At 46.2% G+C, this 26533-nt stretch carries 29 protein-coding genes; 25 read left to right on the forward strand and 4 right to left on the reverse strand.

The window, feature by feature from the left end:
• Window positions 1-8: 8 nt before the first annotated feature.
• Together mutM and coaE are read left to right on the forward strand one after the other, a co-directional pair.
• Entirely contained in the window at window positions 9-836 is an 828-nt protein-coding gene (gene mutM, locus P400_RS0107580; protein WP_026825614.1) for a DNA-formamidopyrimidine glycosylase, read from the forward strand.
• 13 nt (window positions 837-849) lie between these two features.
• Window positions 850-1458, forward strand: a complete 609-nt coding sequence (coaE, locus tag P400_RS0107585) for a dephospho-CoA kinase (RefSeq protein WP_026825615.1) — start codon at window positions 850-852, stop codon at window positions 1456-1458.
• A gap of 144 nt (window positions 1459-1602) precedes the next feature.
• On the opposite strand, the gene P400_RS0107590 is transcribed toward coaE, so the two are convergent.
• On the reverse strand, window positions 1603-2085 hold the full coding sequence (locus tag P400_RS0107590; protein WP_026825616.1) for a site-2 protease family protein: 483 nt from the start codon (window positions 2083-2085) through the stop codon (window positions 1603-1605).
• Window positions 2086-2242: 157 nt separating this feature from the next.
• On the opposite strand from P400_RS0107590, the gene P400_RS0107595 reads away from it, so the two are divergent.
• From P400_RS0107595 to P400_RS0107630, 8 genes are all read left to right on the forward strand, one after another.
• Window positions 2243-3274 carry a glyceraldehyde-3-phosphate dehydrogenase gene (locus tag P400_RS0107595; protein ID WP_026825617.1) on the forward strand — a complete coding sequence of 344 codons (1032 nt, stop codon included), beginning with the start codon at window positions 2243-2245 and terminating at the stop codon, window positions 3272-3274.
• A gap of 231 nt (window positions 3275-3505) precedes the next feature.
• Window positions 3506-3892, forward strand: a complete 387-nt coding sequence (gene speD / locus P400_RS0107600; RefSeq protein ID WP_026825618.1) for an adenosylmethionine decarboxylase — start codon at window positions 3506-3508, stop codon at window positions 3890-3892.
• Between the two features lie 112 nt (window positions 3893-4004).
• Window positions 4005-4376 (forward strand): hypothetical protein, encoded by a 372-nt coding sequence (locus tag P400_RS0107605; protein WP_026825619.1) that lies wholly within the window; start codon window positions 4005-4007, stop codon window positions 4374-4376.
• A 12-nt stretch (window positions 4377-4388) separates the two neighbouring features.
• Window positions 4389-4856, forward strand: a complete 468-nt coding sequence (nrdR, locus tag P400_RS0107610) for a transcriptional regulator NrdR (protein WP_012726705.1) — start codon at window positions 4389-4391, stop codon at window positions 4854-4856.
• A 40-nt stretch (window positions 4857-4896) separates the two neighbouring features.
• Window positions 4897-6249 carry a DnaD domain protein gene (locus tag P400_RS0107615; protein WP_026825620.1) on the forward strand — a complete coding sequence of 451 codons (1353 nt, stop codon included), beginning with the start codon at window positions 4897-4899 and terminating at the stop codon, window positions 6247-6249.
• Between the two features lie 4 nt (window positions 6250-6253).
• Entirely contained in the window at window positions 6254-7168 is a 915-nt protein-coding gene (gene dnaI / locus P400_RS0107620; RefSeq protein ID WP_026825621.1) for a primosomal protein DnaI, read from the forward strand.
• Between the two features lie 299 nt (window positions 7169-7467).
• Entirely contained in the window at window positions 7468-9411 is a 1944-nt protein-coding gene (thrS, locus tag P400_RS0107625) for a threonine--tRNA ligase (RefSeq protein WP_026825622.1), read from the forward strand.
• 103 nt (window positions 9412-9514) lie between these two features.
• A complete protein-coding gene (locus tag P400_RS0107630; RefSeq protein ID WP_026825623.1) occupies window positions 9515-10387 on the forward strand; it encodes a DUF1002 domain-containing protein in 873 nt (290 codons plus the stop codon).
• A gap of 30 nt (window positions 10388-10417) precedes the next feature.
• Here the strand turns inward: P400_RS0107630 and P400_RS0107635 are convergent, their stop codons facing one another.
• On the reverse strand, window positions 10418-10627 hold the full coding sequence (locus P400_RS0107635) for a hypothetical protein (RefSeq protein ID WP_026825624.1): 210 nt from the start codon (window positions 10625-10627) through the stop codon (window positions 10418-10420).
• Window positions 10628-10968: 341 nt separating this feature from the next.
• Between P400_RS0107635 and infC the strand changes: the two genes are divergently transcribed.
• From infC to pheT, 9 genes are all read left to right on the forward strand, one after another.
• Window positions 10969-11499 carry a translation initiation factor IF-3 gene (gene infC, locus P400_RS0107640; RefSeq protein WP_034770961.1) on the forward strand — a complete coding sequence of 177 codons (531 nt, stop codon included), beginning with the start codon at window positions 10969-10971 and terminating at the stop codon, window positions 11497-11499.
• Between the two features lie 30 nt (window positions 11500-11529).
• Entirely contained in the window at window positions 11530-11724 is a 195-nt protein-coding gene (gene rpmI / locus P400_RS0107645; protein ID WP_012726697.1) for a 50S ribosomal protein L35, read from the forward strand.
• Window positions 11725-11752: 28 nt separating this feature from the next.
• The gene (rplT, locus tag P400_RS0107650) at window positions 11753-12112 is read left to right on the forward strand and encodes a 50S ribosomal protein L20 (protein ID WP_012726696.1); all 360 of its coding nucleotides are present in this window, start codon (window positions 11753-11755) and stop codon (window positions 12110-12112) included.
• A gap of 86 nt (window positions 12113-12198) precedes the next feature.
• A complete protein-coding gene (locus P400_RS0107655) occupies window positions 12199-12453 on the forward strand; it encodes a hypothetical protein (RefSeq protein WP_026825626.1) in 255 nt (84 codons plus the stop codon).
• A 24-nt stretch (window positions 12454-12477) separates the two neighbouring features.
• Entirely contained in the window at window positions 12478-12960 is a 483-nt protein-coding gene (locus P400_RS0107660) for a dUTP diphosphatase (RefSeq protein WP_026825627.1), read from the forward strand.
• Between the two features lie 19 nt (window positions 12961-12979).
• Window positions 12980-14059, forward strand: coding sequence for a M42 family metallopeptidase (locus P400_RS0107665; protein ID WP_026825628.1), 1080 nt, complete (start codon window positions 12980-12982; stop codon window positions 14057-14059).
• A 1-nt stretch (window position 14060) separates the two neighbouring features.
• Window positions 14061-14807 (forward strand): TrmH family RNA methyltransferase, encoded by a 747-nt coding sequence (locus tag P400_RS0107670; RefSeq protein WP_026825629.1) that lies wholly within the window; start codon window positions 14061-14063, stop codon window positions 14805-14807.
• Window positions 14808-15110: 303 nt separating this feature from the next.
• A complete protein-coding gene (gene pheS, locus P400_RS0107675; RefSeq protein WP_026825630.1) occupies window positions 15111-16133 on the forward strand; it encodes a phenylalanine--tRNA ligase subunit alpha in 1023 nt (340 codons plus the stop codon).
• Between the two features lie 12 nt (window positions 16134-16145).
• Complete coding sequence (pheT, locus tag P400_RS0107680) at window positions 16146-18521, forward strand: phenylalanine--tRNA ligase subunit beta (RefSeq protein WP_026825631.1); 2376 nt, start codon at window positions 16146-16148, stop codon at window positions 18519-18521.
• Between the two features lie 82 nt (window positions 18522-18603).
• Here pheT and P400_RS0107685 read toward each other — a convergent pair whose 3' ends face one another.
• Both P400_RS0107685 and rnhC read right to left on the reverse strand, forming a co-directional pair.
• The gene (locus P400_RS0107685; protein ID WP_026825632.1) at window positions 18604-19416 is read right to left on the reverse strand and encodes an alpha/beta fold hydrolase; all 813 of its coding nucleotides are present in this window, start codon (window positions 19414-19416) and stop codon (window positions 18604-18606) included.
• Window positions 19417-19487: 71 nt separating this feature from the next.
• Window positions 19488-20402 (reverse strand): ribonuclease HIII, encoded by a 915-nt coding sequence (rnhC, locus tag P400_RS0107690; RefSeq protein ID WP_026825633.1) that lies wholly within the window; start codon window positions 20400-20402, stop codon window positions 19488-19490.
• 119 nt (window positions 20403-20521) lie between these two features.
• Here rnhC and P400_RS0107695 point away from each other — a divergent pair, with 119 nt between their 5' ends.
• The 6 genes from P400_RS0107695 to P400_RS0107720 all read left to right on the forward strand — a co-directional run bounded on the left by P400_RS0107695 (window position 20522) and on the right by P400_RS0107720 (window position 26533).
• Window positions 20522-20920: a hypothetical protein gene (locus P400_RS0107695; protein WP_026825634.1), complete on the forward strand. Its 399-nt coding sequence runs from the start codon at window positions 20522-20524 to the stop codon at window positions 20918-20920.
• Window positions 20920-21441, forward strand: coding sequence for an NfeD family protein (locus P400_RS0107700; protein WP_026825635.1), 522 nt, complete (start codon window positions 20920-20922; stop codon window positions 21439-21441). Before P400_RS0107695 ends, P400_RS0107700 begins: the two co-directional genes overlap by 1 nt.
• Before the next feature lie 3 nt (window positions 21442-21444).
• Window positions 21445-22965, forward strand: coding sequence for a flotillin family protein (locus P400_RS0107705; protein ID WP_026825636.1), 1521 nt, complete (start codon window positions 21445-21447; stop codon window positions 22963-22965).
• A 130-nt stretch (window positions 22966-23095) separates the two neighbouring features.
• On the forward strand, window positions 23096-24064 hold the full coding sequence (locus tag P400_RS0107710) for a BMP family lipoprotein (RefSeq protein ID WP_026825637.1): 969 nt from the start codon (window positions 23096-23098) through the stop codon (window positions 24062-24064).
• Window positions 24064-25707 (forward strand): methyl-accepting chemotaxis protein, encoded by a 1644-nt coding sequence (locus P400_RS0107715; protein WP_026825638.1) that lies wholly within the window; start codon window positions 24064-24066, stop codon window positions 25705-25707. Before P400_RS0107710 ends, P400_RS0107715 begins: the two co-directional genes overlap by 1 nt.
• Window positions 25708-25957: 250 nt before the next feature.
• Window positions 25958-26533 (forward strand): helix-hairpin-helix domain-containing protein, encoded by a 576-nt coding sequence (locus P400_RS0107720; protein WP_026825639.1) that lies wholly within the window; start codon window positions 25958-25960, stop codon window positions 26531-26533.

Raw genomic sequence — 26533 nt, forward strand, 5'->3', positions numbered from 1 at the left:
TAGTAAGTATGCCAGAATTACCAGAGGTTGAAACAGTCTGTCGTCGACTGCGACCTGTCGTTTCAGGAAAGACGATTCAGGCTGTCGATGTGCTCGACTCTAAAATTATTCGTGGACTCGATGCAGAAGAGTGGGTTCACCACTTGGTTGGAGAGACCATTATGGATGTAGAAAGGCGAGGGAAATTCATCTTGTTTAAATTAACGAACGGGTACCTCGTCTCACATCTACGCATGGAGGGGAAATTCTTTCCGTACGAGACATTCACAGAACCGGTGAAACATACACATATCGTCATCACATTCACTGACCAATCTACCCTGCATTATAATGATGTACGTAAGTTTGGTACGATGGAGTTGCGGACAAACGAAACGATTCATACAACACCGCCACTTTCATTGCTTGCTTATGAACCGTTTGACGAGCGTGTGACCGGAGAGGCACTACATCAGCGTTTAGGGCGGATGAAGTCCCGTGCCATCAAGACCGCCCTCCTCGATCAATCGATTTTTGTTGGATTGGGTAATATTTATGTAGACGAAACGCTATTTCGTGCTGGTATTCATCCGATACGAACGGCCGCGAGTCTATCAGGTGAAGAAGTAGAGCGTGTACGGGTAGAAGCGGTCGCCGTCCTAACAGAGGCAATCGAGCGTGGGGGAAGTACGATACGTAGTTATACGAACCCCGACGGTGTGACTGGAACGTTCCAAGAGAGGCTGTATGTATACGGGCGAGCCGGTGAGCCGTGTCGTCGTTGTGGTCATGAAATTGAAAAGATGAAACTAGGCGGGCGTGGTACGCATTTTTGTCCGAACTGTCAACAACGTTAAGGGGTGGGCGAATATGTTGAAAATTGGATTAACGGGTGGGATTGCAACCGGAAAGTCCACAGTGTCTCGACTGTTTCGAGAGCGAGGGATTCCGATTATCGATGCTGATTTGATTGCGAGAAAGGTCATTGAGCCTGAGGGAAAGGCAATCGAAGGTGTAAAGGCGGCATTCCCGAAATGTTTTGATGGTGATCTATTGAATCGCCCTGCATTAGGACGTGAAATCTTTCATGATGAAACGAAGCGTCAGCAATTAAACCAACTAATGCATCCTGCGATTCGTGAAGAGATGAAAGAACAGATGCGAACACACGAGACAGCCGGTGAACCGGTCGTCATTTTTGACATTCCCCTTTTATTCGAAGGAACAATGCTTGACCTCGTCGACTATTCTGTTGTCGTCTATTGTCGCGAAGAAATTCAATTGATGCGTCTCATGGAACGGAATGGGTTGACAAAAGAAGAGGCGCTCGCACGCATCCATTCTCAAATTCCGATTGAAGATAAAAAGCATCAGGCTGATTATCTTGTGAATAACAACGGGGCATTGGGGGAGTTACCTTCCCAAATTGACCGCTTAGTCGAACAATTTAAAGCTATACAAAAAAAGGCGAATGATTGAAGGCACTGAAAAATCCTAAATGATTCTAAACAGAGGAGCGTCGTCCCAATCAGGGATGACGCTCCTCTGTATTCCTTGCTTTTTCTCTGTTCCTGTAAGGCAAGAGCAGAGGTTTTTCAGTGCCATCGAATGATCGCCTTCTTTTTAATTCAAAGGGTCGGATTCAGGCGATCCTTTTTTCCATGTATCATAAATCGCTCGGCCGTCACTTGGGTGACCACTTGAATAATAAATTGGATAGAGAGAGAAAAAGATATAGTAGAACGAGAAATAGGCGAATTGATACGTATAAAGAGTAGGCTCGATTTCTTGTTGAAGAATAAATCCATTTAAAATGAGGATGCTCGCCAAGTTAAAAATTGCGCCCCCACCGTAAACGAGAGAGCGAGTAACTTTATTGCTCCACTTCAAATCTGAAAACTGACACCATGCATCATAAAAGTAAACACGATTCACTTGTAGATGCCCTATTTTGAACAATTTTTTTCCGGTCCCGATTTGCATATCGAGAGTGCCTCCGAATAATCTTGCGAAGAAATAATGTCCTAACTCGTGAATCAACGTCACAATCGGTAAAATGATGAAGAACGAAATGAAAAATTTATCGATATCTCCCCAATCAAACATCACGACGCCTCCTTTCTCTTTTGCTTTACGAGAAGAAATTTCCCTCATTTTCAAAAAATAAACAAAGAAAAGTGAAAGAAATGTGACGATTCATAGTGAAAACGCTTACAAGTATCCGTTATAATGAAACCGTAATGTAGAAAAAGGGGGATCTAGCATGGGGACAAAAGTGGCGATTAATGGATTTGGTCGAATTGGGAGAATGGTATTTCGGAAATTGATGATCGAGGGGCGTCATGAAGTGGTGGCGATTAACGCAAGTTATCCGGCGGAAACACTCGCGCATCTCATCAAACATGATTCTATACATGGACCATTTGAATTGACCGTTCGCGCGCATGGGGATACGCTCGAAGTCGATGGGAAACGAATTGAACTGATTTCAGAACGCGATCCGTCATGTTTGCCTTGGGCGGACCTTGAAATCGATATCGTGGTTGAAGCGACAGGGAAGTTCAACTCTGATGTCGGAGCTAGACTTCATCTGGACGCAGGGGCAAAAAAAGTGATTTTGACTGCGCCGGGTAAAGGAGATTTGCGTACGATCGTGATGGGGGTCAATGATCGTGATTATCGTCCTGAAGAAGACCATATTATTTCAAACGCATCGTGTACGACGAACTGTCTCGGACCGGTCGTGAAAGTCTTGCATTCGACGTTCGGTATTGAGACGGGACTAATCACGACCGTACACGCCTATACGAATGACCAAAACAATATTGATAACCCGCATAAAGACTTACGGCGGGCGCGTGCTTGTGGTAATTCGATTATCCCGACATCGACGGGAGCGGCGAAAGCGATTGGGCTCGTATTGCCCGAACTTCAAGGGAAATTGAACGGAATGGCGCTCCGTGTTCCGACACCTAACGTGTCACTCGTCGACTTAGTCGTGGAACTCCACCGAGATGTAACAATCGATGAAGTCAATAAAGCGTTCGAACGGGCATCGTTCGGAGAAATGACAGGCATTTTAGGCATTTCCCAAGAACCGCTCGTGTCGATTGATTTTAACGGGGACGATCGTTCTTCGATTATCGATATGGGTTCGACAATGGTCCTCGGAGGAAACCATGTTAAAGTGCTCGCTTGGTATGATAATGAGTGGGGGTATTCATGCCGTGTCGTGGACTTATTAGACATGGTGGCTAGCTATCTACAAATTGGACAACGAGAAACACACGTATAAAAAATATTACGAAGAAAAAAATATTTCTGATTTTTTTAATCAAATGTCTTGTAACGATGTCCTAAACACGTTACACTCAGTTTCGTGAACTTCAATTGGTCTGACAAACGCAACTTAAAGGGTTAGGACCTCTTAGGACTAACTTTCCCCCGTGGTTGTGGGCGATTCAGGCACAAAGTGAGTGATCATCAACTACTTTGAGACCATTGATGTAAAGGGGGATCCACTAATATGGATACTATGGGACGTCACATTATTACAGAACTTTGGGAGTGCAATCCCGACAAATTAAATGATATCGACTACATCGAGCGTTTGTTCGTCGATGCTGCTCTTCGTTCGGGCGCTGAAGTCCGCGAAGTCGCATTCCACAAATTTGCGCCGCACGGCGTGAGTGGAGTCGTCATCATTTCAGAATCACACTTAACGATTCACAGTTTCCCTGAACATGGGTACGCGTCAGTTGACGTGTTCACATGTGGAGATCGAATCGATCCGGCTACGGCATCGCAGTATATCGCCGAAGGCTTGGATGCAAAAGTACGTGAAGATGTTAAACTTGAACGTGGAATGGGACCAATTCGTGTTCCTGAAGCACAAGTTGCATTAACTAAATAATTCTGAAGAACCTTTTGAGGCTGGCCGTTTAACGGTCAGCCCTTTTAAATGTTTTGTTGTCGCCTTAATTTTGATATGCTTAACGTATATAACTCAAGCGTTGAGGTGAATTATGGGACTGTTAGATAAGTTACAAACACATATTGAAACGAAAGACACTCATAAAAACGAGTCATTACAGACACGCTACTATGCGGCATCTCCGAATGCCATCATACAGTGGCTAGAAGAACTCATTCAATCAAAAGGTCAGTCGGTACGTCGAATCGATACGAACCGTGGAGAACTTTCATTCATCGGAGAAGGATGGGATGGACTCGTCACAATCGTACAAGTTGACGGGGGGCGTACAGCGGTTGACTTCACACTGAATCGTGAACAGCGCCTCGGTGTAGACCTTGCACAAATTGTATCTCACTACTACGAGGCACTCTCACAGCAATTCCCGCTACGTGCTATAGGAAATAAAACTGTCGAACGATAAGGAGGCTTGAGCATGCGTTGTCCGAAATGTGATCACAATGGAACGAGAGTGCTCGATTCCCGACCGGTGCAAGACCATTATTCGATTCGGCGTCGTCGTGAATGTGAAAAGTGCGGCTATCGGTTTACGACATTTGAGACAGTCGAACAGACACCTCTCATTATTGTAAAGAAAGATGGAAATCGTGAAGAGTTCAGTCGTGAAAAAGTACTCCGCGGGATCATTCGGGCGTGTGAAAAACGACCGGTTACCTTAGAGCAACTTGAAGGAGTTGTGACAAAAGTAGAACAGCAACTTCGAGCCCTCGCGCAGTCGGAGATTCCGAGTGAGCAAGTGGGGGAGCTGGTGATGAATGAACTGGCGCGTGTAGATGAAGTCGCATATGTTCGATTTGCCTCAGTTTATCGCCAATTTAAAGACATCACGGTGTTCTTTAAAGAACTTGAAGATTTAATGAAGCAAGAAAATTCGACCAACTAAAGGGCGGCCTGCTGGTCGCCCTTTTTCAAGGGAGAGAGCCATGGAGAAAGAACGTACAATTTTTGGGACAGACGAACTATTGATTATGAGTACAGGTCTTGTCGACCGTGAATCGTATCAGTCCCTCTATCACCTATATCAACCGGTTATCGGGGTGAAGGCGCTCGCGCTTTATCAGACGCTATGGAGCGAATTGAAGCCCGGTAAAATGAAATCGAACTATATGTCACACAGTGCATTGTGTGAGATGTTAGAGTACTCAATCAATGAATTGACCGATAGTTTATTTCGGCTAGAAGCAATCGGATTAGTACGTACCTACAAAACGAAAGATGCCCGATTAACTCAATACGTTTATCAGTTGCGAGTTCCGCTCGCACCGCACACGTTTTTAAATGATGGGCTGTTATCAAGCTTCCTTTTTTATAAAGTTGGAGAAGTGCGTTTTAAGCAACTGCAAGGACGTTTTACAATCGACCCATTGCCGGCCGGTATCGTCGAAGTAACGAAAGACTTCAATGAAGTGTTCGACGTCAAAGGAGTCAATCACCGGGCGTTCACTCAAAAGAATTACGAAAAACCGGATCGTGCGAAGATTGAAATTAACTATTCGTTCGATATGGGCATTGTGAAAAAACTGACGAATTTCCCAGTTGGCTTTTTTACAAAAAAATTAGATGAAACAATTACGAAACTTGCGTATGTTTCTCAACTCGATGAAGAGACGATGGCCGAGATGTTGAAAGAATATTTTGTCCACGAAGCATATCTTCCGCTCAGTGAACAAGAAAAACGGGACGGCTGTCGTCAAATGGTATTGCAGCTGAAGAAGAAACAGACCCGTCACCGAAAAGAGAAAACGGTGGAACTTGAGGAGACGAAGCTTGGGGATCTTCATGACCCAGAGGTGATGGAGTCCGCGCACCCTCATCAATACGTGTCTACTTTACGAAAGACGCCACAACTCTCTAAAAGTGATGAGCAGTTAGTCATCGAACTTGTCGATACACTCGGTCTCGCTCCGGGTGTCATCAACGCGCTCTTCTATTATTGCATTGAAGTGAAGAAGCAGACTCGTCTGAACGAGAACTACGTCCTTCGCATTGCGACAAGCTGGAAGACAGCAGGCTATACGAATGCGAAAGAAGCGCTAGAGCGTGAAGAGACACAAGATGCACTGATTGAGAAGAAACAGCAAAAACGAGAAAATGGGCAACGAACGACTGTTGGGTCACGTCGTAAGAACCAACAAGGAGACATGCCGAAGTGGCTCGAGGATGAAGCGAAACAACAACGTTCTTACGATCAGGCAAGGAAGAAGGAACTCGAATCGTCCGTCCCAGATGATGCGGAGCTTGTGAAACTATTGAATGAATTGAAAGAGAAGGGGTGAGGGGATGGAACGAATCAACCAAGCGCTGTCTCAGTTGATGAATCGAAAAGAAGTGCGTGAGGCGTATGAGTCGATTCGCAAACGAACTTTAAATCACCCGGGTGTGATTGCTTTTTTAAACGCTCATCCTGAGTTAGAGGAGAAAGCGATTGAAATCGGATTCACGAAACTGAGTGAGTATGCTGAACAGATGGATGGCAAAACGTTCATCGACGAACAGGCTGTCATCCCGGGTCATCAACCTGTGCTTTATGTCGATTTAGGGCAGATCGCGATTCGTTACGAAGAAACGGTCGCCCATCGGCAAGCAAGACGACAAAAGGAGATGGACCGGAAGTTTAAGAGTTTATTTTTGCCGGAGGAAGTGCGCGAGGCGAGCTTCGAATCATTTGATTGGGCAGATGATGCACGTAAAATCGCACTTCGTGAAGCCATGCGCTTCGTAACGGGAATGAAGTCGGGACAAAAAGTGAACGGCCTCTATCTACATGGTAGCTTCGGCGTAGGAAAAACGTATCTACTCGCAGCAATCGCCAACGAGTTGAAAGTGGCGGATGTCGAGACGATTTTGGTCCACGCCCCTGGCTTTGTATCAGAAGCGAAACGGAAAATCCGCACAGACTCGTTCGATTCGTTTTTAACATCGTTTCAACATGTTCCTGTTTTGTTGATTGATGATATCGGGGCTGAGGCGATTAGTCCTTGGGTACGTGATGAGCTGTTTGGGATCATTCTTCAATATCGAATGATGCATCGATTACCGACGCTCTATAGTTCGAATTTTAGTGGAGAAGAACTTGAAACACATTTTTCAATCGATGGGTCCGCGCAAAATAAAATGAAGGCGCAGCGTCTCATGCAACGGATTTCAACGACGACGACCCAAATTGAACTAAAGGGTGAAAATCGCCGTCGGTAAAGGATTGTATTTATTGGCCGAGTTGACTATACTAAGAACCATATAAGTGATGCATAGAAGAGGATATGAATCATTGAGACGAGTTTTAGCGAGGGAAGGGCGGTGCAAGCTTCCTAACGACGACGATGTATTTACTCCCTCCGAGCACCGTACGGGCTAATCGTGCGGCGATTCACACTCGTTATCGTGTGTTCGAGCCAAGCATATTGCTTGGGAACGAGGGTGGTACCACGAGAATCAAAGCTCGTCCCTTTTTGAGGGATGGGCTTTTTTTATATTCTTTTTTGAGAGGGGACAAGATGTACATGATTCAATTAGCATTTCCAGATGGCGCCGTAAAGGAGTTTGAGGCCGGTATCACAGCAGAAGACGTCGCAGGCTCAATCAGCCCGGGACTTCGTAAAAAAGCAATCGCAGCAAAGATTGACGGGAAACTCATTGATTACCGTCGCCCGATTGAACATGACGGAAAAATCGAACTCGTCATGCCAGATTCAGAAGATGGGCTCGATTTGATGCGTCACTCTTCAGCACACTTGATGGCACAGGCAATCAAGCGTCTGTATGGGGAAGACAACAATATCTATTTTGGAATCGGTCCAACAATTGAGAACGGATTCTATTACGATATCGAAATGGACCGTCGAATCAACGAGGAAGACCTTCCTGAGATTGAAAAAATGATGAAACGCATCGTCGATGAAAACTTAGAGATTACACGTGAAGTTGTCTCTCGCGATGAGGCGCTCGCTCGTTATAAAGAGCTCGGAGATCCACTTAAGATCGAATTGATTGAAGACATTCCAGCTGAGGAGACACTCACAATTTATCATCAAGGTGAATTCTTCGACCTTTGCCGAGGGCCACACGTCCCATCGACTTCGAAGTTGAAAATCTTTAAATTGATGAGCGTGGCCGGTGCATACTGGCGTGGTGACTCTGACAACAAGATGCTACAGCGTATTTATGGAACGGCTTGGGCGACGAAAGAACAACTCGCAGAACACTTGCGTCTTCTTGAAGAAGCGAAAGAGCGCGATCATCGTAAACTCGGAAAGGAACTCGACCTTTTCTTCGTCTCACAAGAAGTAGGTCAAGGTCTTCCAATGTGGCTTCCGAAAGGAGCAGCGATTCGCCGTACGGTTGAACGCTATATCGTCGATAAAGAACTTGAACTCGGATATCAACACGTGTACACGCCGGTTCTCGGTTCGGTAGACTTGTATAAGACTTCTGGGCACTGGGACCACTACCAAGATGACATGTTCCCGAAAATGGAGATGGACAACGAAGAACTCGTCCTTCGTCCGATGAACTGCCCGCATCATATGACGATCTACAAACACGAGCCACGTTCGTACCGTGAACTCCCACTCCGTATCGCTGAGCTCGGGGGAATGCACCGTTATGAGATGTCTGGAGCACTCACAGGATTACAACGTGTCCGTTACATGGTCTTGAATGATGGGCATACGTTTGTCACACCAGAACAGATGAAACAGGAGTTTAAAGACATCGTTCATTTGATTCAAGAAGTATATGCTGATTTCGGTATTAAAGATTATCGTTTCCGTCTCTCGTATCGCGATCCCGCCGATAAAGAGAAGTACTTCGATAACGATGCGATTTGGGAGATGGCGCAGAGCCAATTGAAAGAGACGATGGACGAGCTTGAGCTTCCGTACTTCGAGGCAGAAGGAGAAGCGGCATTCTACGGACCGAAACTTGATGTACAAGTACGTACGGCGCTCGGGAAGGAAGAGACACTCTCGACTGTCCAACTCGACTTCTTACTTCCAGAACGTTTTGATTTAACGTACACTGGTCCGGACGGGAAAGACCACCGTCCGATCGTATTGCACCGGGGTGTCGTCTCGACGATGGAACGTTTTGTTGCATACTTGATTGAAGAATACAAAGGTGCATTCCCAACGTGGCTCGCACCGGTTCAAGTGAAATTGATTCCTGTCTCGCATGTTCACGACGAATACGTCGCTGAAGTGAAGGCAGAACTCGTCAAACGTGGTGTCCGTGTCGAAACGGATCTCCGTGACGAAAAACTCGGCTATAAGATTCGCGAAGCACAAATGAAGAAGATTCCGATGACGCTCGTTCTTGGAGACAAAGAGCGTGATGAACGTGCGGTCAACATTCGCCGCTACGGTCAGCAGGAACAAGTTTCTGCGTCACTTGATGAATTCATCGCATCGCTCACAGAAGAGATTGCGAATCGTTCACGCTAAGTGAGGGACCACCTTTCCAACCAGAAAGGTGGTTTTTTTCGGTCTATAGACGGATGTGTATTTGGTCATCTACACGTATCGTAAACATAAGGAGTGATAATTGATGAATTATATGAAGCCGGTATTGGCACTTACCATCGGGACCATCGTCTTTACGGGTGCGCTTCCGAAAGTCGGGGCGGAAGCGATCGTCAACGACACGATTGTGACGCTTGGTGAATCTTTATCTTCAGAACAAGAGAAATGGGTACTTGAGCGCATGGAAGCACCAGAAGGAATCGAACCGATTATCGCGACTGCCGCGGATGAAGAGAAATATTTAGGAGACTCCGTCCCACAGGCGCAACGTGGGGGCGGCATGTATTCTTCGGCCCGAATCAAATTGACAGATGGGACCGGCCTCGATATTCAAACGGAGAATGTGACGTGGGTCACGAAAGATATGTATGCGAACGCCCTCGTCACAGCTGGTGTAACGGATGCGGATATTTATATCACGTCGCCAATTAACGTGACGGGTACGTCCGCATTGACAGGAATCATGAAGGCGTATGACCAAACTGCGGCCGAAACGGGGATCAAACTGTCTGATGAACGAAAAGAGCTCGCGCAAGAAGAACTTGCGGTCACGTCTGAAATCGGTAAGACGGTCGGTCAAGAAGATGTGGCAGGTCTCATGAACGAGATTAAGGCTGAAATCGCGAATCAGATGCCGGAGACCAATGTTGAGATTCGTGACATCGTCATTCAAGTATTGAATCAAAATAACGTTCAGCTATCTGAAGGGCAGCTCGATCAATTGACAACCCTGTTCGAGAATATGCAACAAGCAAATTTAGATTGGTCATCAATCAGTAATGGATTAAAAGATGCGGGACAAGACGTTCAGGCTTTCCTCGAGCAAGAAGAAGTAAAAGGATTCTTTGCTCGTTTGTTTGAGGCAATCAGTAACTTCTTCAAATCGCTCACGAACTAAAGGGTATTAAAAAAAGGGCGTTGCCCTTTTTTAATACCACCGTTTATGAATATAATTTTGTGCTGACTCGTGATCATCGACGATTTTCAATGTGATACGATTCATTTCTTCTAATAAGTCCGTTAATACAGCTTGCAATTTTTCGTCCTCTAAGCCGTGTGCTTGCATTGTTTTACTGACAATCTGCTGAACTTGCTCGTGATAGTCATGTTCTCGCGAGACGTCTTTTCGCCAATTCATGTAAATCCCTCCTTTGATATTTGATTATTCCCTTTGAAAAGGTATTGCGAAACGAGAGAATGACTGGTATCATCATAAAAGTGTGAGCTACCAATTATTCATGCGCGACATCTTGACATCTTTTCCTGCTAGTGCTAAGATGACATAGTGATTAAAAACAACAAAGTAGAAGCACCCGCTTTTCACCTCGTCTGAGAGTCATCAGGCAGGTCCATCAAGTTCTTGGTTCATTCGGCGTCGTGTGCCGTTTTATGACCTCAACTGATGTGTGGGTGGGAAACTGCCGACGCTTTTTTTATTGCCATGTTGTCTTGTCAATCTAAATCTCGTGCAATTGCACGATGGAGGTGCTAACCATTAGCAAAGAGCTCTTTATCAACGAAAACATTCGTGCCCGTGAAGTACGTCTCATTGGCGCAGACGGTGCACAACTCGGTGTACAATCACGTAACGATGCGTTACGTTTAGCTGAAGAAGCGGAACTAGACTTGGTCTTAGTCGCGGATAAAGCAAACCCACCGGTCGCTAAAATTATGGATTACGGGAAGTACCGTTTCGAACTCCAGAAAAAGGAGAAAGAAGCGCGTAAAAACCAAAAAGTTATCCAAATGAAAGAAGTACGTCTCAGTCCAACAATCGAGGACAACGATTTCCAAACAAAATTGCGTAACGCACGCAAGTTCCTTGAAAAAGGAAATAAAGTGAAGGCTTCGATTCGTTTCCGCGGACGTGCCATCACACACTCGGAAATCGGGAAACGTGTTTTGGACAAAATGGCAGTGGAATGTGCCGATTTGGCAACAGTTGAACAAAAGCCGAAGATGGAAGGACGCAGCATGTTCTTAGTGCTGGCTCCGAACAAAGAAGATTAATCATCGATTCTCAGTGGGGAGGAAATACTCATGCCGAAAATGAAATCGCACCGCGGTGCTTCAAAACGTTTCAAACGTACAGCATCAGGTAAACTCAAGCGTTCACACGCTTACACTAGTCACTTGTTCGCGAACAAATCGACTAAAGCGAAACGTAAGCTCCGTAAAGGCGCTATCGTATCAGCTGGAGACTTCAAACGCATTCGCAACATGATCGCGAAGTAATACAGAAACAATTTAGGAGGGAATCCATATGCCACGCGTAAAAGGCGGTTATACGACTCGTCAACGTCGTAAAAAGCAAATTAAACTTGCCAAAGGATACTTTGGTTCGAAACACATTCTATTTAAAGTAGCAAAACAACAGGTCATGAAGTCACTCATGTACGCTTACCGTGACCGTCGTCAAAAGAAACGTGATTTCCGTCGTCTTTGGATCACACGTATCAATGCGGCAGCACGTACAAACGGTCTCTCATACAGCCGTATGATGCACGGCCTCAAGCTTGCAGGAATCGACATTAACCGTAAGATGCTTGCTGAGCTTGCTGTGACAGATGCACAGGCATTCGCGTCACTCGCTGAAACAGCTAAATCAAAATTGAACGCGTAATCGTTCAATCGACAGCGCCGAGACACTCTCTCGGCGCTTTCTTTTTTCTTAAAAATTTTTTAGAATGAAGAGAAGGAGGAACGTTTATGAATCAATCGATTGTGGCAATCGTTGCACTTGCGCTCATCGTCTTGAACATATACACCTATATCCAAGCCAAACGGTATACGCACGGCAATGGCGATTTCAACGTACTATACGCTTATGCGGGAGGAGCCATTGGTGCCTTGTTCGGTCTTCATTTGACTCGCAAAAAGACTGTTCATGCCCCAAAATTGCTCCAATTACAAGTATTGATTTTAGCGGTGGGCTGGTCTTTAATGATTTTAGTACTGCTATAAGTTGAAATAGAGGAGGAACATCCGGTGAACTGGACAACATTGTTTGATCGACAGCGCGAATTAGACGAGCGGATCAAAGAACAACATGGATTAACCGGTAATCAATTCGATGAACGGTTACTGGCGCTGCTTGTCGAGCTCGGTGAACTGGCTAACGAAACACGTAGCTTTAAGTTTTGGTCGAAGAAAGGACCGTCGCCTCAAGATGTGATCTTAGAAGAATATGTGGACGGTATTCATTTCTTATTATCACTTGGACTTGCGCTCGGATATGAACGAGACGTCTTTCCTACAGGAAGCTCATATCTTGATGCGACTGATGCTTTTTTAGATATTTATCGAAAAGTGACGAACTTTGGTCTTTCGAAAACAGAAGCCATGTACGAGACGCTGATGGCAGCTTATCTTGAACTTGGTTATACACTCGGTTTTAATGAGCAACTCATATTAATGGCGTACATGAATAAAAACGAAGTAAACCATGAGCGACAAAATCAAGGATATTAATATAAAGGAGCGGATGGGTATGAATGAATCGTTACATATGTTAAAGCGTTTGACGGATGCGACGGGAGTCCCGGGAAATGAGGGGGAAGTCCGTCAATTGATGCGTGAATACCTCGAGCCGCATGTCGAGTCGTTTGAACAGGATGGGCTCGGCAGTCTGTTTGGACAAGTGACAGGAGACGCTGAAGGTCCGCGCGTCATGATTGCGGGTCATATGGATGAAGTCGGCTTTATGGTGACGCGTGTGGAAGAAGGCGGTTTCCTTCGTTTCCAGGCGCTCGGTGGCTGGTGGAACCAAGTTCTCTTAGCACAGCGAATGAATGTCGTGACACGTGCTGGTGAAAAAATTCCAGGAGTGATCGGTGCGAAACCACCGCATGTGCTTCCGCCTGAAGCACGTAAAAAGCCGGTTGAAATCAAAGATATGTTCTTAGACATCGGAGCAACGTCTAAAGACGAAGTAGCTGAATGGGGAATTCGTCCGGGTGACACAGTCGTTCCACATTGTGAATTCACAGTCATGAAAAATGAAAACTTCTTGATGGCAAAAGCATGGGATAACCGCATTGGATGCGCGATTGCCATTGAAGCTGCGAAACGGTTGAAAGAAGAATCGTTCCCAGGTGTCGTCTATACAGGGGCAACCGTACAAGAAGAAGTCGGATTACGTGGAGCCATAACGGCGGCTAACTTGATTCAACCAGATGTAGCAATCGCAGTCGATACGGGCATTCCGAGTGATACGCCGGGAATGACTCCGGCAGAAGGACTGTCAAAGCTTGGCGACGGGGTTCAGGTCATCTTCTTTGATGCGACGACGGTTACGAATCCACGGCTTGTCGATTTAATCGTTGACGTGGCCAAAGAGCAAGACATTAAGTATCAATTGGACTTAACGCCAGGTGGCGGAACGGATGCTGGGCGATTCCACCTTTCTGGAATCGGGATGCCAGCCATCGCATTGACAGTGCCGGTCCGCTATTTACACACGAACGTGTCAATCATCCATCAAGATGATTACGAGGCAGCCGTACAACTCGTCGTCGCATTGACGAAACGTTTAGACCACGAGACGGTCCAATGGTTGAAAGAGGGATAATATGACGAAGATTACGTCTACGAAGAGCGAGACGATTAAGCGATTAAAACGACTCATGACAAAAAAGGGTCGTCAAGAAACGGGTCAATTCCTTGTAGAAGGAGAACATTTAGTAGATGAGGCCATTCGTGCCGGTCGACTCGTTCAACTCATCATGGCTGAGTCGTATGCACCAAAAGGAACGTGGCGACTAGAAGATATGCCGGTTCTCGAGTTATCCGATCACGTCGCCGACCTTCTTTCAGAAACGGAGAAGACACAAGGTGTGTTTGCCGTTGTCAAGATGACACCGGTTGAACGGAAGATGAAGAAAGTACTCGTATTAGACCGAGTACAAGACCCGGGTAATCTCGGTACGATGATTCGGACGGCAGATGCTGCCGGGTTCGATACGGTGTTACTCGGGAAAGGGACGGTCGATCCGTTCAACGCTAAAGTTGTACGCGCCACACAAGGGTCCTTGTTTCACGTGAACGTGACCTCGGTCGACTTGCTTGAAAAATTGCCCGAGCTGAAAGAGGATGGATTCCACGTATATGGGACAGCCCTCTCAAAAGCGACATCGTATGAACAAGTTGCATTCGAAGACAAGGTGGCCCTAGTCATCGGGAACGAGGCGCAAGGTGTGCACAATGATGTGTTGTCACTCTGTGACACCCGTGTGCATATTCCGGTGCTCGGTGACGCAGAATCGCTCAATGCAGCGGTCGCTGCCGGTATTTTAATGTATCGCATCGCGTTACAATAATCTTGTCAGCGCGTGAAAAACGTGATAGGTTAAACACATCGATGAATAGGATATGACGTTGAAAGAACATAGTAAGCGAATGACCGATTCCGTTCAGGGAGCAATGGCCGTGACTGAGAGCCTTTGCCGGATTCGTCGCTGAATTCACTCTGGAGTCGTGTTGGAGACAACACCGGTTTGGCATCACGATATCGATGCTGTTCAAGTGGGCCATGAATTGGCCAAGTAGGGTGGTACCGCGATGATTCGTCCCTTCAGTCAACGACTGAAGGGACTTTTTTATGTAGAGGAGGAAGCAAACACATGAAAGAACAATTAGAACAGTTACAGGTGGAAGCGTTAGAAGAAATCAAACAGGCATCCACACAAAAATCATTAAATGATGTCCGTATCAAGTATTTAGGTAAAAAAGGACCGATGACTGAGGTACTTCGTGGTATGGGCAAGTTATCTGCTGAGGAACGTCCTGTCATCGGTGAGTTGGCCAATACAGTTCGTACAGCGATTCAAAGCACACTAGATGCTCGAATTGAAGAAGTGAAGGCGATTGAACTCGAAGAAAAACTAAAAGCGGAAACGCTTGACGTAACACTTCCAGGGCGTACATCGACTCCTGGACAAAGTCATCTCTTACAACAAATCATCGACGAAATGGAAGACTTGTTCGTTGGACTCGGGTATACAATCGCAGAAGGTCCTGAAGTCGAGACAGATCTTTACAATTTTGAAATGCTCAATTTACCAAAAGACCACCCGGCACGAGACATGCAAGACTCGTTCTACATCACCGAAGAGACGTTGCTCCGTACCCATACGTCACCTGTGCAGGCTCGGACGATGTTAGAGGCGAACGGGAAGCCAATTCGTATCATTTGCCCAGGCAAAGTGTATCGTCGTGATGAGGACGATGCGACGCATTCGCATCAGTTCATGCAAATCGAAGGACTCGTTGTCGATGAATCCATCTCGATGGCAGATTTAAAAGGGACGCTTGAAGTATTCGTGAAGCAGTTATTCGGTGAAGCGCGCGAGATTCGTCTCCGTCCGAGCTTCTTCCCGTTCACGGAACCATCGGTCGAAGTGGATATCTCTTGCTTCAAATGTGGTGGAAAAGGCTGTAACGTCTGTAAAGGAACCGGATGGATTGAAATTCTTGGAGGCGGGATGGTCCACCCACATGTACTAGAGATGGCCGGCTATGACTCATCAATTGTGTCAGGATTCGCATTCGGAATCGGGGTTGAGCGTATGGCGATGCTCAAACACGGTGTCGATGACATCCGCCATTTCTACACAAATGACTTACGTTTTATCGAGCAATTCTAAGGAGGAAGACAGATGTTACTTTCAAAAAAATGGTTGAATCAATATATTGATGTATCCGATTTAAGCGGAGAAGCGCTCGGTGACTTGATCACGAAGAACGGGATTGAAGTCGAAAGTGTGACGAATCGCGGAGAGGGACTTTCTGGTATCGTCGTCGGTCGTGTCCTTTCATGTGAGAAACATCCAGAAGCAGATAAATTAAATGTGACGAAAGTAGACATCGGGGAATGTGACCCTGTTCAAATCGTCTGCGGTGCACCGAACGTACGCGAAGAGCAACATGTGATCGTGGCCAAAATTGGCGCGCGCTTACCAGGACTTAAAATAAAAAAAGCCAAACTTCGTGGAGTTGAATCACAAGGGATGATTTGTTCACTCGAGGAGCTTGGATTCGAGAAGAAACAAATTCGGGAAGACGAGCAGGACGGGATCCACACATTCCGTGAATCTGTACAAGTCGGTGCAGATGTACTCGATTTACTAGACTTGAACGATGAGGTCATCGAACTCGGTTTGACTCCGAACCGTTCAGATTGCTTGAGCCTGTATGGAATCATTCATGAGGTTGCGGCCATCTTGGAACGTCCATACACGTTGCCGACAGCAGATGTCACATCGTCATCACCATCTGATGTGTCCATCGAACTCGCTACACCGAACTGTCCGTACTATGCAGCGCGTGAAGTAAAAGGGGTAACAATTTCAGAATCACCACAATGGCTAAAAAACATCTTGATTGCAGAAGGTGTCCGTCCAATCAACAACATTGTCGATGTGACGAACTATGTGATGCTTGAAATCGGACAGCCACTTCACGCATTCGATGCGAAAAAACTCGGCAACTCGATTGTGGTCCGTCAAGCTGAAAATGGAGAAGAGATAATCACACTTGACGACGTGACACGCACGCTTGATTCATCAATGATGGTCATCACGGACGGGCAAGCCCCGGTCGCAATCGCGGGCGTCATGGGTGGTGCCAACACAGAAGTGGATGCCAGAACGACAGATATCGTCATAGAGTCAGCATACTTTGATCCGGCATCCGTTCGTAAGACAAGCCGTACGCTCGGTCTTCGTTCAGATTCAAGTGCTCGCTTCGAAAAAGGGATAGACCCAGAACGTGTCATGCTCGCGCTTGACCGCGCTGCGCAATTGATTGTGGAACTCAGTGGAGGGACCGTTCAAGATGCGGTACGTTCGGGTGAAGCAGAATCACGTGCCCGCCAAATCGAAGTGTCGATTGACTATATCAATAAGCGCTTAGGAATGTCACTCGATCGTCAGACGATTGTTCAAATCCTGGAGCGTCTCGGTCTCACGACAGAAGGGGATGACGTGCTGACGGTTCATATTCCTTCACGTCGTCCGGACTTAGAACTTCCGGCTGACATTACAGAAGAAGTGGCGCGTCTATACGGATATGATAGTCTCCCGTCGACGTTACCTGCCTCTCAATCGAAAGGTTACTTGCCAGCAATCAACGGATTGCGCAGACAGACACGTCGCTTGTTGCAAGGTGTCGGCTTATCACAAGCCATCACTTACTCGTTAACGAGTGAGGCACATGCGACACGCTTCGGAGGAGAAGCCAGTCAGCTTGTTCGTCTGGCGATGCCGATGAGTGAAGAGCGCTCTGTCCTTCGTACGTCGCTCGTTCCAGGGTTGTTGGAGACGGCACGTTATAACACGGCGCGTCAACAATCGAACGTCGCACTGTACGAGACGGGACGCGTCTACACGGAGCATGGCGATACGTTACCGCGTGAAAAAGAAAGAGTGGCTGGCGTTGTCACAGGTCTTTGGATGGACCATCGTTCGCAAGGAACACGGGTCCCGGTTGACTATTTCGTCGCAAAAGGGATTGTCGATACGTTAGTCCAAACGCTTCGCCTTGATGTCACGTATGAGGCCGTAGCGATGCCCGATATGCACCCAGGCCGTACGGCGAACATCTTGATGAACGGAGAGGTCATCGGATATGTTGGACAAGTACATCCAGGAACTTCGAAAGACGTCTACGGTATGAAAGAAGTGTATGTATTCGAACTCGACCTGTTAGCACTTCGCGGGGACGAAACGCTTCTTTATCAAGACGTACCACGGTATCCATCGATTTCACGAGACTTGGCACTCGTCTTACCACGTGCGATTCCGGCTGGGACAGTGGAACAAACGATCCGCCAAGCGGCTGGGCCACTCTTGATTGACCTCGTCTTGTTTGACGTTTATACAGGTGAGAATGTTGGAGAGGATGAGAAGTCGATTGCCTTCTCACTCAAGTTCCAAGACCCGTCAAGAACGTTACAAGACGAAGAAGTAACGGCAACATATGAAACGATCGTTGAGGCAGTACGTGCTGAGCACGGGGCTGAACTACGAGCATAAAAAATAAGGAGCGTTGTCCACATGTGACAACGCTCCTTATTTTATTGGATTTCGAGTGCGAGGTTACCGAACTTCGTCCAGATTAGCTCATTTTTAACGAGAGTGCTTGAATCTGATCATCGATAAAGTTCATCGACAATGTATTGAATTGGTCGGGCTGATCTACGTTTACGACATGTCCAGAATCTGTGACAATCTCAACATTTGCCGTAGGCTGATGTTTTGCCGTTCGTTCGACAGCTTCGAGGAACATATAGTCCTCGTCCCCCATTATATACAGAATCGGTACGTTCGTTTGTATCGATGTGAACTGATTCAATAATGGGTTGATATTTTCCGTCATCTTGAACCAACGGATAAATTCACGCTGACACAAGTTCGCTGCGTCGCGAACGAACATCATCCGTGATTTTTTATGACGTTTTTTAGGAAGTAAAATCCACGCAAATAACTTGTATAACCACATATAAGGGACGAAATTTTGGACGAGACTGCCGAGACGGATGAGCATCGTGGAGCGGACATTGAATTTGACGATCGCTCCTCCGAGGATGACTGATGCGATGCGATCCGGATAATGTTCGAACATCGCTTGAATCACAATCGTCCCTAAAGAGAGACCGACCATGTGACCTTTCTCGATATCTAAGTGGTCCATGACTTCGATTACATCTTTTGCAACGACATCAAATGTATAGGCGTTCAAGGGTTGATTAAGCGATTGTTCCTCATCATAAGAACCACCATGACCACGCAAATCGACGAGTAACACATTATATTTTTTACGGAATGGGCGAAGTTGACGATACCAATGTGACAAACTTCCACCGGCGCCGTGTATGAAGATGACCCAAGGATGGTCATCACTAATCGTATAGGTTTTATAATGCAACATGAACGCTATCCTCCAAAAATTTTAAGTTCATTTAACCGTAAAATGAGTATATCATATTTGATGCTGTACCTCTACAAGCGACGTTCGTTCAAGTTGATTGCTTTTTTTGTATTTGCAAAATGGACTTTGGCAATCTTTTGTAAATAGTCTTGGCCATGACGTTGGATGATTTTTGCGGCCACTTGATCGACTTTGGCGCCTGCTCCTTTGGGGAGAGTGACACCGACTTGTTTACTTAACTTGTCCATCTCTTTTAAGAAGAATGCACGAGCTAAAATCGAAGCGGCTGCGACCGAGACGTGAAGACCTTCAGCTTTCGTTGAAAAGTAAACATCATCGCGAACGACATCGCGCTCTGATCGCAGGTGTTGATAGTAAACCGGTTTTTCAGCAAACTGGTCGATTAAAATGGCATCAGGTTTTTGTTCGAGTTTTTCAATCAATGCATGAAGCGCAGCATTGTGGGCAATTGCGGTTATCTTCCCTTGCGTCATTGTCCGTTGCATCTTGTTGTAGGTTGAATTATGAAGCGTAGCTTTCTGATAAGGAATCGTGGCGTGCAAATCTCTGGCGATGCGGATAATTTCCGGGTCAGATAACTGTTTCGAGTCTTTGACACCGAGTTCTTTGACGAGAGCGATTTGATTGCGTGAGACAAATGCTGACACGACCACGAGCGGTCCGAAATAATCTCCTTTTCCGACTTCATCGCTTCCGATGACTGACCAATCTGAAAATCCTTCAGGCAATATCGTGTTTGGTGCGGATGCTTTTTTCTTCTCGGCTGGCGTTCCCCATTTGACTGCCTCGGTCTCAGCATCTTTTCCTTGGAACATCACTTTACCCGATTGGTAAATCGTCACAACAAATCCGGGTGTCTTTGCACTGAATGTCGCATATGGTGGTGGCGTGACAGCATACTTATGATACAGATTTTTTAATTTTTCTTGTGATGCGGTTGATAGTTTAATGACTTGGTTGCCCAAAATGAGCACTTCCTTTCTTCCTGGCAAATTCATTTTACATTTTTTTATGTTTTTTTGAAACCGAAGATGAAGTTTTATCGTATATGAAAGTGATTAGAGAAAAGTGAGGTGAGGTGGACGTGTGGTGGCGCGATGACACGCATCAAGATGAGGTAGAGGAATTATACAAGCACATTCTCGAACTCGAGGCGAGGATTGCTAAATTAGTGGCTCATCAAGTGAGAGTGCGTCGGCTACTGATGCAAGATTCTTCTGAGGACGTGACGGAACAAGTTATTCAAGTTCAAAAAGAAGTTGAATATTTTTTAAACATGATGCGACTTGAACGTCAAGAACTTGTCGACCTTTACAATCGACGACGTATTGAACGGTCCATCGGTCGGGCTCGGGAAGCGAACGACTTATCCACGTCACCGCTTTCAGAATGGGATGCGATTGAAGATAAGCTCGCACTAGAAGTCGAACAACTTCGGCGTGTGTTGATGATGGAACGAAGACGTCGACAGGAGGAGTGGTAATGGAAGCAATCGATCAACTGTATTGGTGGGTGTTGATCATCGCTGGTTTTGGAACCTTTATTTACATGTTGTTCTCCGATGCGTTCGATATGTTTGAGGGATGGTTTAACCCTGCGGTTATCTTATCTTTCTTGGCGCTTGGAGCAGGAATCGGACTTATTTTAAATGCTTTGGCGCATGTCTCTCCGATGATTGGACTCGCTGTCGCGTTAGTTGGATCTTTCGCATTGACAACGCTGCTTTACTTGTTTGTCCTGTTACCACTATCAAATGCTGAAGAATCAATCGGTTTGACGGATGAGGCATTAATTGGACGAGTCGGTCGACTGACTGTCCCTATTCCTGAAGGGGGATACGGCGAAGTCATGATTGAGACGGTGACCGGATCTCTTTTGAAGACAGCCCAAAGTATGGACGGGACAACGATTTCGACTGATCATCGAGTAGTCATCATTGAAGTGAAAGGCAATATTGCAATCGTCATGATATATGACGAACCTACGATTCGAGAGGAGAAATAACACATGAATACGGCTATTTTAGTCAGCATCATCGTCGGGGTCATCATCCTCGCACTCGTGTTTGTATTCGTATTGAAATATCGCACAGTCGGACCTGATGAAGCTTTGATTGTAACAGGTAGTTATTTAGGCAAAAAAAATGTACATAGTGACGCATCCGGAAATCGTGTCAAAATTATTCGCGGTGGCGGTACTTTCGTCCTTCCCGTATTCCAACAAGCAGAACCACTCAGCTTGCTCTCGAGCAAATTAGAAGTCACGACACCTGAAGTATACACAGAACAAGGTGTACCGGTCATGGCGGATGGGACAGCCATCATTAAAATCGGCGGTTCAATCAGTGAAATTGCGACAGCGGCTGAACAGTTCCTCGGTAAACCTAAAATTGAACGTGAGAACGAAGCACGAGAAGTACTTGAAGGACATTTACGTTCGATTTTAGGGTCAATGACGGTCGAAGAGATTTATAAAAATCGTGACAAGTTCTCTCAAGAAGTGCAACGCGTTGCATCACAAGATTTGGCGAAGATGGGATTGATCATCGTATCGTTTACCATCAAAGATGTTCGAGATAAGAACGGTTATTTAGAATCACTCGGAAAGCCTCGTATTGCACAAGTAAAGCGTGATGCCGATATCGCGACAGCGGAAGCGGACAAAGAGACGCGTATCAAACAGGCGGAAGCCATGAAAGATGCGAAGAAGGCAGAGCTCGAGCGCGCGTCTGAAATTGCTGAGGCAGAAAAAGAAAACCAGCTCCGGATTGCGGCTTACCGTCGTGAACAAGACGTCGCCAAAGCTCGGGCCGACCAGGCGTATGAGCTTGAAGAAGCACGTGCGAAACAAGAAGTTACTGAACAACAGATGCAAGTTCAAATCATCGAGCGTCAAAAACAAATCGAGCTCGAAGAGAAGGAAATTATGCGTCGTGAGAAGCAATACGATTCAGAAGTGAAGAAAAAAGCCGATGCGGACCGTTACTCGATCGAACAATCAGCAGCTGCGGATAAAGCGCGTCAAATCGCAGGCGCAGATGCAGAAAAATATCGCATTGAAGCCCAAGCGAAAGCGGACGCTGAACGTGTTCGGTTGGCCGGTCTTGCTGAAGCCGATTCGGAACGTGCGAAAGGTGAAGCGGAAGCTGAAATTATTCGCTTGACCGGTCTTGCTGAAGCGGAAGCGAAAGAGAAAATTGCAGAAGCCTTCTCTCAATACGGACAAGCTGCAATCCTCGATATGGTCGTCAAGATGCTTCCTGACTATGCGAAGGAGATTGCTGCGCCACTTGGTAACATCGATCAAATCACAGTCGTCGATACAGGCGGTGGTCAGAATGGTGGTGCTGGGAAAGTGACAGGATATGCTACCGATCTTATGGCATCGCTACAACAAACATTAAAAGCATCATCGGGCATCGATATGAAAGACTTGCTCGAAAACTTTGCCGGAAAAGGGAACGTTGCGAAGACACCAGTATCTGAGCAAGGGTTAGTCGATTCAACAGTCGCTGCATCAAAAGAATAAACAACATGAGTCATGGACAATGTCTATGGCTCATTTTTATTCCCACAACTTTTAAAAAAAAGCATGGAGAACAAAGCCCTCTCGGTCGATATAAGAGTTGTCAGACCAATAGAGAGGGAGAATTGAATACATGAAGAAAAACATAATGTTTAGTACGATCATGGCGAGTGCACTGTGGTTATCCGGCTGTCAGTCGGTAATTGACGACCCGAATGCCACTGTAGAGGAACGTCAGTCGATGGGTGTCGTCTTATCTGATGTGGGTCTCGGGGACCAATCATTCAGTGATGCTGCGATGCGTGGTATGGGCGAGTTACGTGAAACGGGCGGTTGGTTCGTTGATTATCGTGAATTATCAGAGACAGAGACGTATCAAGTCGGGTTCGAAGAGCTGGTAAAAGAAGGACATGATGTGATCGTCGGTCTTGGCTTTGCTTGTCAGGAAGAGCTAGAAACGGTAGCGGCAGAGCATCCGAATCAACAATTTGCTCTCATCGATGGCGTGTCAGCACTTCCGAACGTCTTGAACATCACATTTGAAGAAGGTGAAGGCAGTACGCTTGCCGGCGCAGTTGCTGGTCTTGAGACAGAGTCTGAGACAATTGGTTTTATCGGTGGGATGGATATTGAACTCATTCAGAAATTTGAAGCAGGATTTGAACGTGGGGCGAAATCTGTGAACGAGGACGTTGAGATACTCGTTGATTTCTCAAATGATTTTGCTTCACCAGAACTCGGTCGTGAACTTGCCGAGAAACAGATTGAAGAAGGAGCAGACGTGCTCTATGCTGCGGCCGGGTTGACAGGTGTTGGCGTACTCGAGACAGCTGAAAAATATGGGGTTAAAGCAATCGGGGTCGATAGTGACCAATCCATGATTGCCCCCGATGCGGTCGTCACTTCGATGTTAAAGCAAGTCGATTTGGCGATTGTAGAAATCGCTGGTCGTGTTACCGAAAAACCATTTAATGACCATATCATTCTTGGGATTGAAGAAGGCGGCGTCGGATTAGCCCCACTTCGCCGCATTCAGTGGGATGAGAAAGAGGCATCCGAGTATGAATCGATAGAACGTCAGTTGAAGGAGGGGACACTGTAATGAGTTTGCGTAAACGATTTATCTTTTCAACCGTGTTCACTGTCGTCTTGATCATACTTATGATGACTTATGTCTTGTCGACCTTGAACCGTTTACAGACTTACAATGAACAGTATGGAAGTCAAATGATTGAATTGTCCCAGCTAGAGACGTCGCTCTTACAGGAACAGTCGCTCTGGACGTCACTCGGCGAGCAATCGAATCAATCTACACTTACACAACTTGAACGCATCCGTGTGACGAACGCGGAGACGTTTGAAGACTTGAAACAATCTTACTTGATTCCGGCATTTTCGAATCATTTAGACCGTGCAACCATGAAGTATGAGAAAGCGAACGAAGATGTCGAATCTGCCCTTGAAGGGGGCATCGCTGCCCGAATTCAGGCAGCAAAATTGGAAGGCTTATTAAATGATGTGAATACGTTGATCGCGAAGAACGGTTCATTTTATGAAGCACTTCAAGTTGAAGCAGCAGATGAGACTGAACGTCTATTGTTGATTTCTGTTCTCCTGACAATCCTTGTCATCTTAACGCTCGGGATTTACAACTTCTTCTTTGCTCGTTCGATCACTCGACCGCTCAAGCGTAACGTGAAAGTGGCGGAAGCCATCGCAGCGGGACGTCTCGTCACGTTGCCGGAGTCTACTCGCAATGATGAAATTGGACGTCTAGAGCGTGCGATGCGCGACATGACGGCGTCACTTCAAACGGTAATCGGCTCAATTCGTGTCACGTCTATGAAAGTGAATGGCATGACAGAAACAGCAGCTTCTGAAAATGAAGCGGTCGTCAGTACGACCTCGAACATTACAAACGCGGTTGATGAAATGGCACACGGTGCGCAATCCATCGCCAATGAATTGCAGGAAACGCTCAGTTCAGTTCACACGATGGCGACTTCGTTTGAGACGAGTTTGAATCAAACGAAACAGACGACTGAAGAAACGTCAGAAATGACACGTGAAGTAGCGACGGGGATTGATACATTAACCGATCAAGAACAGATCTTAGACCGTTCAAGTGAACGAAATGAAGTGCTTGTCACGCGTATGGATCACTTTGCAAGACAAACAGCAGAGATTGAAGCGATGGCGAAGCTTGTCGAAGATGTCGCGGCTCAGACGAACTTACTTGCCCTCAACGCGGCAATTGAAGCGGCCCGTGCAGGTGAAGCGGGACGAGGGTTTGCTGTTGTAGCAAGTGAAGTGAAGAAGTTGGCAGAAGAGAGTAATAAGGCGACCCGTTCGATTTTCCATGTCGTTGAGACGATTCAACAAGAAGTTGTTCGTTTGACAGAGACGGTGAATGAGTCGAAGCGTGAGCAGGAAGCGCAACTCGAAGCGTTTGGGTTGACGAAAGAAGCGTTCAATCGCATCCATGAGCGTACAGATCATGTCGCTTCATTTGTCCGTACGATTGAACAAGAGATGCTCACATCAAGTAACGAAGTAAACAATGTCTTACGTCGTGTCGAAGAAGTATCTGGCGTGACGGAAGAATTGGCGGCTGGTAACGAAGAAGTGGCGGCCTCGATGAAAGAGCAACAAGCGAGCTTCGATCAAATCTTTACGTTAATGCAGGAGTTAGAAGGACAAGCAGCAGCACTCGCTGACCAGGTTCAGCATTTCGAAGAAGAATAATCATCCGTATGCAGAAGGACCGAAGACCACTCATTGGTTTTCGGTTTTTTGTTGTTTCGAATGTTTCGGGGCCCTTAATCTATTGTAGTAAGAAAATGGATGATTATCTTTCAGATTGTATGAAGGTCGGGTACATAGCAGGCAGTCAAACGACTTTGTTGAGAATAGATTAATATCGAGAACGGGAAAAGTGTAGTCACTCTGGATTCGGCATACTAGATTCAATAGTCGAAACAGGGGGAGAATCGTCTTGGAAAAGTGGAAGCAGGTCATCATCGGTGTTGTCGTCGTCCTGTTTTTAGGTGTTGGTTATTTATTTTATAATAAAGAATCAGAAGAACGTGTCGTCGATGAATTCGTTGTAGAATCAGAAGAAGTGGTTCCGTCTGAGACAGTAGAGCGATTAGAAATCGTCGTCTATGTCACAGGCGCGGTCGAGTCTCCGAACGTCTATACCGTGCCAGAAGGCGCAAGAGTCGGGGATGTTCTCTCATTGGCAGTATTAACAGATGAAGCTGACCCGGAACAGTTAAACTTGGCGCAACTACTCGTGGACGGGGTGAAAATCATCGTACCGAAAAAAGGGGATGCCCCTGTTGCGCAAGAGGTACCAAGCACAGAGCTGGAACCAAATGGGGTACACGTGAATAGTGCCACGAAAGACGAGTTAATGTCGGTCCCTGGAATTGGTCCTGCTAAAGCAGACGCGATTCTGAACCACCTGAAAGAGAATGGTCCATTTAAATCATACGAGGACTTAGGTAATGTGAAAGGATTTGGAGAGAAGACATTAGAAAGTATGAAATCTTACTTATTGGTACCATGA

It is taken from the genome of Exiguobacterium marinum DSM 16307 (assembly GCF_000620845.1).
GTDB classification, from domain to species: Bacteria; Bacillota; Bacilli; order Exiguobacteriales; family Exiguobacteriaceae; genus Exiguobacterium; species Exiguobacterium marinum.

What these genes read in the sequence shown, in the direction of transcription:
- rplT (WP_012726696.1), top strand. Translation starts at nt 11,753, where the DNA reads ATGCCACGCGTAAAAGGCGGTTATACGACTCGTCAACGTCGTAAAAAG.
- P400_RS0107700 (WP_026825635.1), top strand. Translation starts at nt 20,920, where the DNA reads ATGGAAGCAATCGATCAACTGTATTGGTGGGTGTTGATCATCGCTGGT.
- P400_RS0107710 (WP_026825637.1), top strand. Translation starts at nt 23,096, where the DNA reads ATGAAGAAAAACATAATGTTTAGTACGATCATGGCGAGTGCACTGTGG.
- thrS (WP_026825622.1), top strand. Translation starts at nt 7,468, where the DNA reads ATGTACATGATTCAATTAGCATTTCCAGATGGCGCCGTAAAGGAGTTT.
- P400_RS0107630 (WP_026825623.1), top strand. Translation starts at nt 9,515, where the DNA reads ATGAATTATATGAAGCCGGTATTGGCACTTACCATCGGGACCATCGTC.
- P400_RS0107685 (WP_026825632.1), bottom strand. Translation starts at nt 19,416, where the DNA reads ATGTTGCATTATAAAACCTATACGATTAGTGATGACCATCCTTGGGTC.
- P400_RS0107605 (WP_026825619.1), top strand. Translation starts at nt 4,005, where the DNA reads ATGGGACTGTTAGATAAGTTACAAACACATATTGAAACGAAAGACACT.
- infC (WP_034770961.1), top strand. Translation starts at nt 10,969, where the DNA reads ATGGAGGTGCTAACCATTAGCAAAGAGCTCTTTATCAACGAAAACATT.
- coaE (WP_026825615.1), top strand. Translation starts at nt 850, where the DNA reads ATGTTGAAAATTGGATTAACGGGTGGGATTGCAACCGGAAAGTCCACA.
- rpmI (WP_012726697.1), top strand. Translation starts at nt 11,530, where the DNA reads ATGCCGAAAATGAAATCGCACCGCGGTGCTTCAAAACGTTTCAAACGT.
- P400_RS0107670 (WP_026825629.1), top strand. Translation starts at nt 14,061, where the DNA reads ATGACGAAGATTACGTCTACGAAGAGCGAGACGATTAAGCGATTAAAA.
- P400_RS0107715 (WP_026825638.1), top strand. Translation starts at nt 24,064, where the DNA reads ATGAGTTTGCGTAAACGATTTATCTTTTCAACCGTGTTCACTGTCGTC.
- pheS (WP_026825630.1), top strand. Translation starts at nt 15,111, where the DNA reads ATGAAAGAACAATTAGAACAGTTACAGGTGGAAGCGTTAGAAGAAATC.
- speD (WP_026825618.1), top strand. Translation starts at nt 3,506, where the DNA reads ATGGATACTATGGGACGTCACATTATTACAGAACTTTGGGAGTGCAAT.
- pheT (WP_026825631.1), top strand. Translation starts at nt 16,146, where the DNA reads ATGTTACTTTCAAAAAAATGGTTGAATCAATATATTGATGTATCCGAT.
- mutM (WP_026825614.1), top strand. Translation starts at nt 9, where the DNA reads ATGCCAGAATTACCAGAGGTTGAAACAGTCTGTCGTCGACTGCGACCT.
- P400_RS0107705 (WP_026825636.1), top strand. Translation starts at nt 21,445, where the DNA reads ATGAATACGGCTATTTTAGTCAGCATCATCGTCGGGGTCATCATCCTC.
- P400_RS0107635 (WP_026825624.1), bottom strand. Translation starts at nt 10,627, where the DNA reads ATGAATTGGCGAAAAGACGTCTCGCGAGAACATGACTATCACGAGCAA.
- P400_RS0107665 (WP_026825628.1), top strand. Translation starts at nt 12,980, where the DNA reads ATGAATGAATCGTTACATATGTTAAAGCGTTTGACGGATGCGACGGGA.
- nrdR (WP_012726705.1), top strand. Translation starts at nt 4,389, where the DNA reads ATGCGTTGTCCGAAATGTGATCACAATGGAACGAGAGTGCTCGATTCC.
- dnaI (WP_026825621.1), top strand. Translation starts at nt 6,254, where the DNA reads ATGGAACGAATCAACCAAGCGCTGTCTCAGTTGATGAATCGAAAAGAA.
- P400_RS0107655 (WP_026825626.1), top strand. Translation starts at nt 12,199, where the DNA reads ATGAATCAATCGATTGTGGCAATCGTTGCACTTGCGCTCATCGTCTTG.
- P400_RS0107590 (WP_026825616.1), bottom strand. Translation starts at nt 2,085, where the DNA reads ATGTTTGATTGGGGAGATATCGATAAATTTTTCATTTCGTTCTTCATC.
- P400_RS0107615 (WP_026825620.1), top strand. Translation starts at nt 4,897, where the DNA reads ATGGAGAAAGAACGTACAATTTTTGGGACAGACGAACTATTGATTATG.
- P400_RS0107595 (WP_026825617.1), top strand. Translation starts at nt 2,243, where the DNA reads ATGGGGACAAAAGTGGCGATTAATGGATTTGGTCGAATTGGGAGAATG.